The sequence below is a fragment of the Dehalogenimonas sp. NIT-SK1 genome, assembly GCF_055384165.1.
In genome coordinates, this window is the sequence record NZ_AP042352.1 from 249,999 (window position 1) to 263,603 (window position 13,605).

Consider the following 13,605-nt stretch of genomic DNA (forward strand, 5'->3'; position numbering starts at 1 on the left):
GGGACATGGACAATCAATCAAGGACAGTCGCTTTGTACGCACGGGTCTCATCGGACAAACAGGATACAGATCTGTCGATTTCGGCGCAGCTCCGGTCGATAAGAGAGTACGCAACCAAGACCAACTATCGGATAGTTCGTGAGTTTATCGACGAAGCGGAAAGCGGGCGTACCGCCTTACGTCCGGCTTTCAAGGAAATGGTCGCTCTGGCACGCACTAAAACCCCACCATTTTCGGCTATCCTTGTCTGGAAGTTAAACCGTTTTGCCCGGAGCCGTGCCGACTCGATTACATACAAGACCCTGCTTCGTAATAAAGGCATTGATGTCATTTCGATTAATGAGCCGGTGGATGACAGCCCGACCGGTCGGCTTCTTGAAGGTGTCATTGAATCTATTGATGAATTCTACAGTGCCAACCTTGGCCAGGACATCCGGCGGGGTATGCGCGAAAACGCCTCCAGGGGCTTTTTCAATGGTAGCAAGCCTGCGTATGGGTTTCACGTTGTCCATGTCAAAGACGGCGACCGGATGAGAAACAAACTTGAGCCTGATTCTGAAGACTCTTGCGCTGTCCAGACGGTACGGCGAATATTCGATATGTCCTCGAAAGGCATGGGATGTAAAGAAATTGCAAAGACTCTCAATGGTGAAGGGTTGCGTACCGAACGCGGTCAGCGCTGGGGCAGGACCACCATCTATAAGATACTCTCCAACGAGGCTTATATTGGTACGCTGGTCTGGGGGGACCGACCCGGTTGCATGGTGCGTCGTTGCGGCGAGAAACCGGTAAGAGTGGAAAACGCGTGGCCGGGTTTGATCGAGCAGAAATTGTTTATATCGGTTCAACATAAAATGGCTCAAAATAAGCCGCAGATTACCCATCCCAGGACGGTTCCGAGTTTTTATCTATTGAGTGGTCTGTTTCATTGCCGGTGTGGCGCGGCGATGACCGGTCATAGCGCTAAATCAGGTCGACATTTTTACTACCTTTGCTCGAAAGGCGCCAAGCAGGGCAAAGACGCTTGTGATGTGCGGATGTTGCCCAAGGAAAAGCTGGAACGTCAAATCGTCCACGAACTGAGGACACGGGTGCTGACCGATGAAAATATGGAAAAAATGGCCATCCTCACCAACGAGGAGCTTCATTCCACTTCAAGTGCTTTGAAGGAACAGCTTGACGTTATTGATGCCGAACTGGTCGATACCAGGGCTAGGCTGGCAAGGCTGTATGATGCCCTTGAGACAGGTAAAATCGGGGTCGATGACCTCGCGCCACGAATCGGCGAGTTGCGAGGTCGGGAAGCGGATCTAGAGAAAAGTCGTCTCAAGGCCGAGAAGGAAATCGACAAAGAGGGGGTAGAGTTGGTCAATGTTGACGCAGTTAAGAGGCGTGCCCGAGATCTGCGGCAACTTTTAGTCGATTCGAGCCTGACCGAAAGAAAGTCTTTCCTCAGGTCGTTTGTCCGCGAGATAAATACTGACGGACAATTTGTAAGGGTTAAATACAAACTCCCCATCGTGGTTGGACCGGATGGTGGAGGTTATGACGCGGTTCTACCTATTGATAATCTTGGCAAAGTAACTAACTATTGATAAAATGCACCGCCGCCACTTCGGAAATCGTTAAAAGTAAGCAATCGTTAAAATTTGCACACCTTTATCAAGATAAACTACAATATCACTAAACACGCAGAAGAAATCGACTCAATATCAGTCTCTATCATACCTATGACATCAACTTTACCGATTTATAGGTTGCTCACGAATGTGACTACGTTTGTTCTTTCATTTCCGAGTGCGTGGTCTGTAATGTCAATCGCAGGTTGAAAAATACTCAGGTTACCTTCAAAGTGATTAAACTCATTTATCAGCGTCTTCTTTGAGGTCAGCCTTATTCGATTTTTGATCTGTATGATGTCATTCTCATCGGGATACGCTGCACTTATTATCTGTCCTAACTGTTTGTACTGGGTTGTATCGATGCTGAATTTTTCAACCAACTTCTTTTCGACCAGTAACCGTAGAAACAAATAAGTGAACGAATGTCGGAGCGTTTTATCGAGTAGCGGATATTGTGTGTTGTCAAGGATGTTGACCCCATCGACAGTCTTTGCCAAAATGTCAGAAACAGAAACCTCATAAGAATCTGGAATTATGTTGTCTTTGTTCCCGAACAATTCTATGTATGCTTTTGCGATGTCGACTTTATCACTCTTATAGCCGTGCATCACTTGCGTAAGGCGGTCAGTTAGATTTACATTGTTAGTGATATTCGCATACCCACGCATAAAGGGAATCATCGAAATCAAGAAAATGTTGACATCCTTTATATGGTCGAAGATTGCCCCACGGAATGCCGCAAGTAATTTTTCAAGGCTAATCAGCATATCCTGTTCCTTATTATTAAGCGCGATAAATCCATTTTCCTCACCGTCAGTATTATTCAGCAGATACAGCTTATAGCACCGCTTATACTGTCCATCGAGTAATCGAAGTAAATCTGTGTTGTGAGTAAGGACAATTCGCTTTTTTCGGTGAAGCATTTTAACGATGGCATAAACCACTTTGTTTTTGTATATCGAGTCAAAACTCGATATTGGGTCATCAATGATTACAATAGGGCACGATGAGTTCTTCGCTTTGAGAAATTCAAATGTCAGTGATAAGAAGTTCTGCTCTCCCGTACTTAACGGCAACTCATCCCTCACTTTTCCCAAGAATTCGCTATTTGAAAGGGTTATTCGTAAGTTCTTTTTATCATCACGCTCCAGCGTGAGCGTCTTGCTCATGCTGTTACTGATAATTTCCTCAATATAGAGCATATCTTCTTCGGTGATTTCAGGCTTTTCCTCAAGTAGTTTTTGATATTCCACTAATTTTTCTGGCAGGTCACTTCCCTGAAAAACCGTAGCGAGTTCATTCATAACCTGACGCTCAAACATCTTTTTAATTGTGGCAATATCAGCGACTAAAGTATCAAGCTTGCTCTTGTCACCAGCACAGACGGCTTCCAATAATATAGTTTTTATTTTGAATGGGTCGTTCTCAGGCACTAAAGCTATGATTTTATGAATGAGTGTTTGTACTTCTTTATCCAGAGCCTCAATGACCTTTGTACGATTATCTGTTTTCGCCGAAAGTAATGCTTCCCAATCAATGTCCTCGGAGTCACATACTATGCACTGGTTTTTATGAAACCGGTCAAGAATGCGAATAGCTTCGGTGTTTTCTTCAACTTCGTGAACTTGCGAATTTGCAACCACTGCTTTACTGGCAAATTTTTCAATTTGCTGTATTATTGAATCTTTGGCAGAATAATCGGATTTGAAAAATGTCAACTTGGCTTGCTGTTCATCACTCACATCCTGATATATTAGTGGAATCGCAGCAAACTTGGTAATAATTACATCCGTTTCGAATTTTGCGCCTTTGGACTTAGTGTTAACGATATCTTTTACAATCTCAGCTATATTGACATCTGTAAGTAGCGTTAACAATGGGCTGCTCATCGCTGAAATGCTGTGATTAGCTTTTAACTTAGAAACAATATCCCCAACAATTGACACTCGGGCATCGGCGAGTAACTTTTGAAGTTCAAATTCTCTTTTGATATTATCACCGAGAAAAAAGTCCTTCGTCTCACCAACAATGATGTTCCTGTTATTCTGGTCGTTAATGACGTGAAATACCGAAGCACCCGAGGTGTATTCGGTTCCATCAAATTCGAATTTGACCTTTGTGCTTTTTGCCCCGGACAGTGCCTTGATGAGGCTGGTTTTTCCAGTCCCATTGGGTCCGTATATAGCAACGATTTCCTCCCCGCAAGTCGGAAATGCTATCTCGTTGTTTTTTGCAAGTGGCCTGAAATCTCTTGTAAAAATCTCACCGTTTTCGATTGAGTTGAATTTCAGCATAGTAACTGTACCTCCTGTTCATATTAAGTGTTTCTTCCAGCTTAAAGCCCTAAACACGGCTTCCTGCAAGGTGCATTAAAAGCAGATTGAATACGGTGATGGGATAAATAAACGGTGCTGAATTCGGCTGCGGACATTATAAACAATGTGTGGCTATCTTTATAAACTTCTTGTTTTCCCATTTGAAGAGGACTTTTCCTGTCCTGACATCTTCAACGGTCAACCAGTCATTGATTGGTATGTTGCTCTCTGAAACATACCAGCTTTTATAAGTTTCTTGCGCTCCAGCGGTTTCAATTATCACTCGTTTTGTTTCAGGTTTTATTCCTGTTTCTGTGCTCCATTTATCCCACAATCTGAAACGGTTATTCCAACGGATAGAAATGCGGTAGAAGGTCTTATTCAGCTCATCTGGCATAATATCTTGAAACAGCAAGCCATGATTGTCAGGTGTGGATAGATCTGTCATCCAAACAACACAAGGACTGACAGACTCCGAAACGGTCAGATTGCTCTCCGTCGTCGTTATCCACCTACTCATCAGAATTCTGTTCAGGTTAAATAGACTGGTGAAGTGGTATAGCTCCTCAGGGTGAGTAGAGGGTGCTTTTTCTATTGCACTTTTAACAAATTCAGGTTTTATCATCACGATGCACCGCCTTTCTCCCTTTCGGTAATCAGTTTAATCAAATGAAATTCTATGGTTCGTCCTCAATTTAGTACAATTTCGGCTCTGCTACCACCTGTGCGGTCTTTCGTCACGACGATTTTGCGACCAATTTTTTCGTCAAGCCCAGTAACGTGTGATATTATCCCAACAAGGCGATTGGTCTGCGATATGGTCATCAATGCCTGTATTGCTTGTGACAGTTTCGTATCATCTAATGAATCGAAGCCCTCATCAACGAACATCGAATCAAGACGTATGCCTCCGGCATTGTTTTGTATTTCATCGGAAAGGCCAAGCGCAAGTGACAATGAGGCAATGAAAGATTCACCGCCTGAGAGTGTTTTTGCATCGCGTTCCGTACCGTTGTAGTGGTCGATAACATTAGTTGTAAATCATAAGCGTACAGAACGGTTATACCGTGAGGAAGGGTTGGCATTAAGAAAGAAACGGAAAAGGAAAGGATCCGCCGGATTACGTATTGTATTACCTTCACCGCGTCGGACGAACGAGAGATGGTCGATGGATTTTGTAACAGACAGTATTGTTACCGGCAGACGTTTCCGGGCGCTTACCATCGTTGATAACTACACGCGGGAATGTCCGGCGATAGAGGTGGATACGTCACTGGGAGGCCGCAGAGTAGCGGGAGTACTTGACCGGCTATCAGAAACGAGGGGACTGCCTGAAAGCATCACGGTTGACAATGGTCCGGAATTTGCCGGACGTGCCTTGGATGAATGGGCATATCGCAAAGGAGTAAGGCTGAACTTCATAAGACCCGGAAACCTATTGAAAACGCGTATATCGAGAGTTTCAATGGGAGATTACGGGATGAGTGCTTGAATACGAACTGGTTTCTCAGCTTGGACCATGCCCGTAGTGTTATCGAAGAGTGGCGGAGAGACTACAACGAAGTCAGACCGCACAGCGCATTGAACGGAACTACGCCAAAGGAGTATGCTAATATAACTGCGAAGGCTCTAATGCAGGGTGCGCTAATTCCGGGGTAAGGTCAAAATAGGCATTATAATACCTTATCGCTTAATAAGGAGTAGATCAGATGCCGAGAGATAAAAATGAAGGGAAGATCTTAGAACAGGTTAAAGTAGATCATCATAAGATAGCCATCGCAAAAGCATTTATTTTAGGTATACCCAGAAATAACGAGTATAATCCAGAAGACATCTGTAAACAATTTTTACAGCAGCAACATGCCGAACAACCCGGAGAAGTAATAATACATCCTTCGTTCACTGAAACTGATGTTTTAGTTAAGGAAGTGGCAGAAAGTTTAAGTTTTACCCTTGCTTTTCACGAAGCGTTAAACGCGTTAATTTATTCTGGAATAGTTATGCCTACTAGTTCCTATCGCACTGAAGGTTTCCATCAGGCGTGGACTACTGTGTACCAAAGGGGCGGGGGGCATTCTGGGGGATGGAGTTTCGATGAGTACCGATATACATTTCCAAACCGTTTTATCTTCTCGGTCTCCAGCAGAACTAATGATGACTTTGCCCTAATGGATGCAGATCTTTATCTGTTAGAAGCGGGAGTTGCCGGGGCTGACGAAGAAATTATTGAGGCTATCAAAGATTCTATCGCTTGCTTTAAAGGAAATTTATACAGACCCGCAGTTGTAATGCTTGGAAAAGCCATGGAAGGCGCATGGTTAGAACTTGGGGTTTCCATCATGCAATACATGGTTAAGCTCGGATCCAAGAGTGAAGAAGACGTTGCACGTTTTAAAGCAAGTGATAAGCCAATTACAATTATGAGTAAAATCAGCAAGATAGTTGAAATGTACAATAGAAAAGAATTAAAAACTGTGAGAGACAAAACTGGAATTTCAAACGGTGCGTTAAATAGTATTATGGTTTGGTCCGATATTCTGCGTGACTCTAGAAATGCGATTCACTTCTCGGTTAAACCAACACTACCAAACACATATGAAAAAGTAGCCATTCTACTAATTGCGGCTTCAAAATATTTTAAAAGCATGTATTGTATTAAAAAGGCAACCGATGAAGAAGTAATATAATATACTGCTTGGTACAGGCAGATTCTCCTTCACAAACCAATTGGTTTGTGAGCCCCTCTTTTTTGCCTGGTGTTTATTCGTAAATATTGCTTGATTTTGAGGGTAGGGTTTGTGAAGGTAATTTCTGGCTATTAATGGGGAGACGGGGGAGAGTTGGTCTCTCCCTTAAGCAATGGTGATGGGGTTTGCTGCAGTTTAGAGAAAGCTAATGCCTGACATGCGAACATGGTAATCATTCACATTATGCCTTATATCCAAAAGCATATCCCAAATTTCTTGCTTCTTTTCATCACTTAAGTCTTTACAAAAATAGTTACAAGCATCTGTTGCTTTTTGATAACCTTCTAAAACATCCTGCCAATCCCCCGGTGGGTTATCTGCGATACTATAATAAGTTTTCTTACCCTTTTTTACTTTCTTTAGGTAGCCTTTGTTATATATATTAGAGAATAAATGCAAGACATTCTCAGTGCTTAAACCAGTTGCCCTGCATGCGTCAATGATTCCGATTTCTTCTCTAAAATATACTTCCATAAGTAAACTGCTCTCATTCGGTGTTAGGTTTTCACTATACTCACCCATAGTATATTTGTAGTTTCGCATTGCTATGGTTCCAATAAGTGTTATTATACTCATTAATGAGAGATTTACATACTCTTCCCCGTAGGTATTAATTCTATCTTCCTGCTGCTTAATGTTATTTAAATCCATATCACGCTCGTTTCCCATTTTTTACTCACGTCCCTCCCAATCTAATTCTCCAACTAACTCGTTTTGTGACTATTATATTCTAATTTAATAAATTTTCAATAAAAGTTTTAGTAAACTTTTAATATTGTTTTTTCATTCTTTCGTGGCACGTGCGCTTTCCAAGGTGCTATCTTCTACTTAACAAACCTTCCCGTTGAGTAAACATTTCAAGGAGGCATGTTATGGATACTTGGCTTGCGGACTACCGCATGACAGACGCCAAAGTGCGAAAAGCTTTTTTTAAATGAGGTATTTTAAATGAGGTATTTTAAAAGTATGAGTGAAAAATATCATTCTACAGTCACAAGGCGTGATTTCATGAAGAGATTAGGTTTGGCAGGAGCCGGTGCGGGGGCACTGGGTGCCGCAGTACTTGCAGAGAATAACCTGCCGCATGAGTTTAAAGATGTTGATGACCTGCTGTCAGCAGGTAAAGCTTTAGAGGGTGACCACGCTAATAAAGTAAACAATGAGCCATGGTGGGTTACCACGCGTGATCATGAGGATCCAACCTGTAATATAGATTGGAGCCTTATAAAAAGATACAGCGGTTGGAACAACCAGGGAGCATACTTCTTACCTGAGGATTACCTGTCTCCAACCTATACAGGTAGAAGACATACTATTGTTGATGCATTTCGAGAAATAAAATTACAGGGTAAAAAATACCGCGATAGTGCCTGGATAAAATCAGGCATAGACTGGATGAAGGAAAATATTGATCCAGATTATGACCCTGGTGAACTGGGCTATGGCGACCGCAGGGAAGATGCCCTAATATATGCCGCCACGAATGGCTCACATAATTGCTGGGAGAACCCGCTTTATGGACGCTATAAAGGTTCTAGGCCTTATCTCTCTATGCGAACCATGAATGGAATAAACGGCTTGCATGAATTTGGTCACGCAGATATCAAAACCACCAACTACCCGAAGTGGGAGGGTACGCCTGAAGAGAACCTGTTAATCATGCGCACCGCCGCGCGCTACTTCGGGGCTTCTTCCGTTGGCGCCATTAAGATAACGGATAACGTGAAGAAAATCTTCTATACCAAAGCCCAGCCCTTTAGCCTCGGGCCTTGGTATACGATTACAAATTTTGCTGAATACATTGAATATCCGGTCCCAGTAGATAATTATGCCATACCCATTGTGTTTGAAGATGTTCCTGCAGACCAGGGACACTACAGCTACAAGCGCTTTGGTGGTGATGATAAGATAGTGGTGCCCAATGCTCTAGAGAATATCTTCACCTATACTATCATGCTCCCTGAGAAACGCTTTAAGTATGCACATAGCGTACCTATGGACCCATGCTCTTGTATTGCCTATCCCCTCTTTTCAGAGGCTGAGGCACGCATTCAGCAATTCATTGCAGGCCTTGGTTATAACTCAATGGGTGGCGGAGTTGAAGCTTGGGGTCCGGGCAGTGCCTTCGGCAACTTAAGTGGCCTTGGGGAACAATCACGCGTATCAAGCATTATTGAGCCCCGCTACGGCTCTAACACCAAGGGTTCCCTAAGGATGCTTACCGACCTGCCTCTTGCCCCCACCAAGCCTATAGATGCCGGTATCCGTGAGTTCTGTAAGACCTGCGGCATCTGTGCCGAGCATTGTCCTACCCAAGCTATCTCGCATGAAGGGCCGCGCTATGACTCACCATACTGGGATTGCGTAAGCGGTTATGAGGGCTGGCACCTTGACTATCACAAATGCATTAACTGTACCATCTGTGAGGCCGTCTGCCCCTTCTTCACTATGAGCAATAACTCCTGGGTGCACAACTTTGTCAAGTCCACTGTTGCCACTACGCCCGTTTTTAACGGTTTCTTTAAGAATATGGAAGAAGCCTTCGGCTACGGCCCGCGCTACTCACCAAGCAGGGATGAATGGTGGGCCTCAGAAAACCCAATACGCGGCGCAAGCGTAGATATTTTTTAAGAGAAAGGATGGAATAGATTATTATGGGTGGTGCTTTATACTACTTTTTAGTCGGTATGCTTATTGGCGGTGCCGCAATATGGTTTATTACCTATACCCAGTTTAAGAATATAAGTTTTAAATGGTGGGAATGGTCCCTTATGGCGCTAAGCCTGCTTTTGGTATCCTCTATCTTCCAGCATATGTATTCTTCTATGAGCGTGGAGATGGAGTATCAGAGTGCCTTTATGTACCTTGGCGTCTTTGGCACACTGGCTGTCATCTTAAACCTTATTGTATGGCGCACATATAGCGGCAGGAAGGAATAAAATCTTTTGATCCGCAATGTTGAAAGGGGAGTTGTTAAACTCCCCTTTTTTCTTTTGCCCCTGTACACACGATTATAGCTCAGCGATGCTAAGTATCTATCGAGGCATATATACACATTAGACGAGGAGTTGGGGGTAACGCAGAGGGCTGAACTCCCCGTCTAAAATCTAAAGTGTCTCTAAAAGTGCCGAAAACATCTCAGTTTGAATCGTAAAGGTGTCTTCTACTGCCAAAAGGGTATCTCAAGCGGCACCTTAAGGGGATCATTTTTAATGGCAGAAAAATGATCCCCTGACTCTTTTTGTTTATGGTATAATATGCGCCTTCATATCACAAATCAGACTCGAATAATATGTAATTAGAAACTCATTTAATTATCCTCCTATACCTTTCCCAGTGGTAGCTCCAAAAAAGTAAAAAATTCTTGATATACCCAAAGGTGTTTTTATAATAAAACAATTTCAAGAATATGCGTGTCATAATTAACGTTCTCCAAAACCTTCTCCATAATTTTGGTCCACTTTTATAGAGGATGCTATCTCGTTTTTTGCCTATTACCCGTCGTATTTCTAATACCAGAGGATGCGCACGTATCTTAAGCCATAACGGATCATCTTTGGAAACAAGGGTGTAATCCAGTTTAAAGATATTCCTCATTTCTGCCCCTCCATATTTTTGAATTCGTTATAGTAATATAGAAAATCATCAATCTTCATACCGCCATTAATCCGGGAGACTGCCTGATCCCAAAGCCCTTGGCATTTATTCTTCATAGGGCAGTTGTCACACCCTGCGGGCCCGCTGCACTTTTCAACTTGTTCAATAAGCCCGGCAAAAAGGGGGTCATGCAGATCATCAAGGGCAATATTAAATTCCATCAACGCTTTTCTGGCTTTTGCCGCAAGTACCATATCTTTATCGCCTCCTAACCCACAGAAGAATCATCTGGATGATAAAGCTAGCGGTAAAACATACGACGAACCAAATGTTATAACCTGCCAATAAGGAAACAAGCGCAGCCCCCAATAGGAAATAGATCACCCCAAACATATAAAGCATTTTCTTTGTTAAAAACATCAGCCACCTCGCTTGATTTGGTTATAAACATAGCCCGGGGTTACTTTTACCCCGGTTTGCTCGGTTAAAAGCCGGGCTGCCCTGGTATAATTCATTTCCACGCGATTGAACGCTTCCAAAACTTTTGTGAAGTCGATTGCCTTAGTCTTCTCCTTTTTTATTCAAACCTAGTTTCTCAAGCCATGCATTGGATACTTCATTTGACACAATGGCTGCACGCCGAATAAAAACAACAGAGCAAGCCAAAATCGCAACTAAGCTGGAAACAGGAAGGAGTTTTAGTATGAATAGCTCTGCTCCGGTTTTTGCGTTAAGTAACTCTGCTAGTTTTTCTATGTATTCAGGGAAGAATAGAAGCGGCGGTGCAAATATCCCCCCGGCCATGCATAGAGTGAGGAATGCCATCACAATGGTTGGAAAGAGAATAACTAGATTTTTAATTATTGTTTTAAGGATTTTAACCGGTAAACTGTCATTTTGTGCCTTATTGTCCATTTCAGTCTCCTTAACATTTTTGTTTTTCAGTGGTCTCTTATAGTTTTTAGTGTAGAAGTGTAGAATTTAATTACTTTTTAGCTTTACTTTACGTTTACTACACTACTTCTACACCTTTTTGTTATTTTTACTGTTTTAGCTTTAAACGCTCTACGCTATCTCTACACCAACTCTACACTTCTCTCTACACTTTTCTACACCTTTTTTTAAAAAAGTGTAGAGTACGTAAGTTACGTTTGGAAAAAACATCATTCTACACCTCTACACCTTTTACAACATAAGAGGGCCCGGCGCGGAAAAAGCGTTATTTTCATCATTATTTTCTCTTTCATTTAATAATACTTTCCTAAGCTTGAGTACTCTTTTTTGCCCATTGGCTATACAGACATTATGAGTAGCTATTTTTTGACTGGGGCAGTCTATATACCCCATTCTTCTCAAATCTTTTATAACCGCATTGTATTTGATAGTGTAGGGTTCATCAGTGCGACGGCAATGATCTTTAACCGCTTTATATGCAGTTTGGCCAAGTATAAGGACATGTCCGTTTTGCTGATCATTCCACCCAACCAGTGTTTGTGCCGGGCCCACTTGCCTTATACAGTCATCATTCCTATCGCCAAGTATCGCGGATCCTGATTCTTTTAGTGAATTAAGTATCTCAATAAAACGTTTTGCCGGCCGCTCTTCTTCAACTCTAGATCCTTGGTCTGTTGCTTGTGAAATAAATGCACTCATCCCTTCTTCCCAAACCTCGTTAGACTCCTCAAGGGTGAGGGCTCCGCATTCCACTGCAAAATCAAGCCCATACTTAAGCCCTAAGCAAAGTAGAGCAATAACCTCAGGCAACCGTGCATGAAGGCCTTTATTCATAACTTGACCCCTTAACGCCAAAAAATCATCCGGGATGGATTTCTTAATAGAATCCCATTTACCTGAAAGCCAAGTTAAGTAGTGGGCCATTGCCTGGCGATAATACGGGGTGTTTTGCTGCGCGGTAGTTAAGTTATTGATATCTATATCCTCACGTTCCAGCTCTACCGTGTAGAGCCTGGCAGTGTGGCTGTGGCCGGAAGGCAGTTGCTCCCCTGATGTAATGAGCATACCGCGGGGAATATAGCTCGGGCGGGCAGATGTATCAGATCTTAAGCGCCCTTTGCCCTGGCGGTTGCCCTGGGCCCTGACAATAGTTTGCTTGTCGGCATAACAGCCAAAGGCAGACATTGTAAGTTTGAGAGGTCTCATCCGTTCGCCACCTCCTCCCAGATTTCATTGAACAGGTTTGTAACGTATTTTGATTGGTCTTCACTCATCGGCTGCCCGTTTTGCATTTCAAACAGTTCTCCGAATAACTGAGATGGCGTTTTCTTTTCTGTTGATGATACCGTTTCGAAGGAACTCGCTGCCTGTGTGCGTTTGTTATCGTACTCCAAGCGCATCAGATTAGGATATACGTTTCGTAACTTTGATATCGCATCTGGTTCATCCTGCTCATCAGTCAACACGATATGAATGTAGTCATCAGTGTTCGTGCCACGGTAGCTGTTACGGTTCATAATCTCGTTGTATGTACCACGAACTTCACGCATATCACGAAGTGGTGCAAGTGGCAATTCAGTGATTTTTATCTCACCCTTACCATCCATATCAACGACTGTCACGGATTTTGTATGGCTTGCTTCCGAAAACGAATATTTAAGCGGGGTGCCGCAGTATCGAAGGGTTTCTCGACAAATCTGCTGTGGCCGGTGAATATGCCCCAAAGCAACGTAATCAAACCCATCAAAAACCGAGCCGTCCACATTCTCCGAACCGCCGACAGAGATTTCCTCGGATTCGCTTGTGATTGCCCCAGTAACAAACTGGTGAGCAATCAGCACATTCCTTGCAGAAATATCAAGATTCGCATTACTTAAAGCTGCGGATATGGCATCTGAGTATGTATTTACATCCCTATCAGGGAAGTGCCTCCGAATAAGGGATGGTTTTAGATACGGCAGCATCCAGATATTGATGTCCCCGTACCCATCGGAAAGAGTTACAGGAGCTATTTTCCCATTATACGACTGTACGATATGAACGCTACTGTTTTTCAACAGTTCCGCACCGAACGCCACGCGCTCCGCATTGTCGTGGTTTCCGGAAACGATAAATACCGTAATCCCCAGTTCGTTGAGCCACACAAGAAATCTGTCCAGTAACTGGACGGCCTCCACGATGGGCATAGATTTATCGTAGACATCGCCCGCTATGAGGACGGCGTCCGGTTTATGCTCTTTTGCAAACACAACGATTTTCTGCAGGATGTCCCACTGGTCTTCCAGCATGGAAAACTCGTTGACACGCTTACCGAGATGCAGATCAGATAAGTGGAAAAATTTCATGTGGCAGCTCCCTCCTTAGAAGTGT

Annotated in this window: 11 protein-coding genes and 2 pseudogenes; 5 read left to right on the forward strand and 8 right to left on the reverse strand. The window is 43.2% G+C overall.

The genetic code is table 11. From position 1 onward, the window contains the following. Positions 1-5: 5 nt before the first annotated feature. A complete protein-coding gene (locus tag ACZ48S_RS01350) occupies positions 6-1,595 on the forward strand; it encodes a recombinase family protein (RefSeq protein ID WP_464213321.1) in 1,590 nt (529 codons plus the stop codon). A 155-nt stretch (positions 1,596-1,750) separates the two neighbouring features. Here the strand turns inward: ACZ48S_RS01350 and ACZ48S_RS01355 are convergent, their stop codons facing one another. The 3 genes and pseudogenes from ACZ48S_RS01355 to ACZ48S_RS01365 all read right to left on the reverse strand — a co-directional run. Beyond that, positions 1,751-3,916 (reverse strand): ATP-binding cassette domain-containing protein, encoded by a 2,166-nt coding sequence (locus ACZ48S_RS01355; RefSeq protein ID WP_464213323.1) that lies wholly within the window; start codon positions 3,914-3,916, stop codon positions 1,751-1,753. 136 nt (positions 3,917-4,052) lie between these two features. Next, positions 4,053-4,562: a hypothetical protein gene (locus tag ACZ48S_RS01360; RefSeq protein WP_464213325.1), complete on the reverse strand. Its 510-nt coding sequence runs from the start codon at positions 4,560-4,562 to the stop codon at positions 4,053-4,055. A 65-nt stretch (positions 4,563-4,627) separates the two neighbouring features. Then, a pseudogene (locus ACZ48S_RS01365) lies at positions 4,628-4,969 on the reverse strand (SbcC/MukB-like Walker B domain-containing protein); the annotation flags it as partial. On the opposite strand from ACZ48S_RS01365, the pseudogene ACZ48S_RS01370 reads away from it, so the two are divergent. Next, positions 4,968-5,596 (forward strand): annotated as a pseudogene (locus ACZ48S_RS01370) (IS3 family transposase); the annotation flags it as partial. The pseudogenes ACZ48S_RS01365 and ACZ48S_RS01370 sit on opposite strands and share 2 nt — an antisense overlap. Before the next feature lie 50 nt (positions 5,597-5,646). Continuing rightward, positions 5,647-6,624: a hypothetical protein gene (locus ACZ48S_RS01375; protein ID WP_010935888.1), complete on the forward strand. Its 978-nt coding sequence runs from the start codon at positions 5,647-5,649 to the stop codon at positions 6,622-6,624. Positions 6,625-6,819: 195 nt separating this feature from the next. Here the strand turns inward: ACZ48S_RS01375 and ACZ48S_RS01380 are convergent, their stop codons facing one another. Beyond that, positions 6,820-7,353, reverse strand: a complete 534-nt coding sequence (locus ACZ48S_RS01380; protein ID WP_010935887.1) for a hypothetical protein — start codon at positions 7,351-7,353, stop codon at positions 6,820-6,822. A gap of 297 nt (positions 7,354-7,650) precedes the next feature. Between ACZ48S_RS01380 and rdhA the strand changes: the two genes are divergently transcribed. Continuing rightward, positions 7,651-9,315: a reductive dehalogenase catalytic subunit RdhA gene (gene rdhA / locus ACZ48S_RS01385; protein ID WP_353912938.1), complete on the forward strand. Its 1,665-nt coding sequence runs from the start codon at positions 7,651-7,653 to the stop codon at positions 9,313-9,315. Between the two features lie 23 nt (positions 9,316-9,338). Beyond that, complete coding sequence (rdhB, locus tag ACZ48S_RS01390) at positions 9,339-9,623, forward strand: reductive dehalogenase membrane-anchoring subunit RdhB (protein ID WP_010935885.1); 285 nt, start codon at positions 9,339-9,341, stop codon at positions 9,621-9,623. A 654-nt stretch (positions 9,624-10,277) separates the two neighbouring features. On the opposite strand, the gene ACZ48S_RS01395 is transcribed toward rdhB, so the two are convergent. From ACZ48S_RS01395 to ACZ48S_RS01410, 4 genes are all read right to left on the reverse strand, one after another. Further along, on the reverse strand, positions 10,278-10,535 hold the full coding sequence (locus tag ACZ48S_RS01395) for a hypothetical protein (protein ID WP_010935884.1): 258 nt from the start codon (positions 10,533-10,535) through the stop codon (positions 10,278-10,280). Positions 10,536-10,842: 307 nt separating this feature from the next. Then, positions 10,843-11,196, reverse strand: a complete 354-nt coding sequence (locus ACZ48S_RS01400; RefSeq protein ID WP_041223288.1) for a hypothetical protein — start codon at positions 11,194-11,196, stop codon at positions 10,843-10,845. Between the two features lie 270 nt (positions 11,197-11,466). Beyond that, entirely contained in the window at positions 11,467-12,441 is a 975-nt protein-coding gene (locus ACZ48S_RS01405) for a hypothetical protein (protein WP_464213339.1), read from the reverse strand. Then, a complete protein-coding gene (locus ACZ48S_RS01410; protein WP_464213341.1) occupies positions 12,438-13,580 on the reverse strand; it encodes an exonuclease SbcCD subunit D in 1,143 nt (380 codons plus the stop codon). The genes ACZ48S_RS01405 and ACZ48S_RS01410 overlap by 4 nt, the downstream gene beginning before the upstream one ends. Positions 13,581-13,605 lie beyond the last annotated feature (25 nt).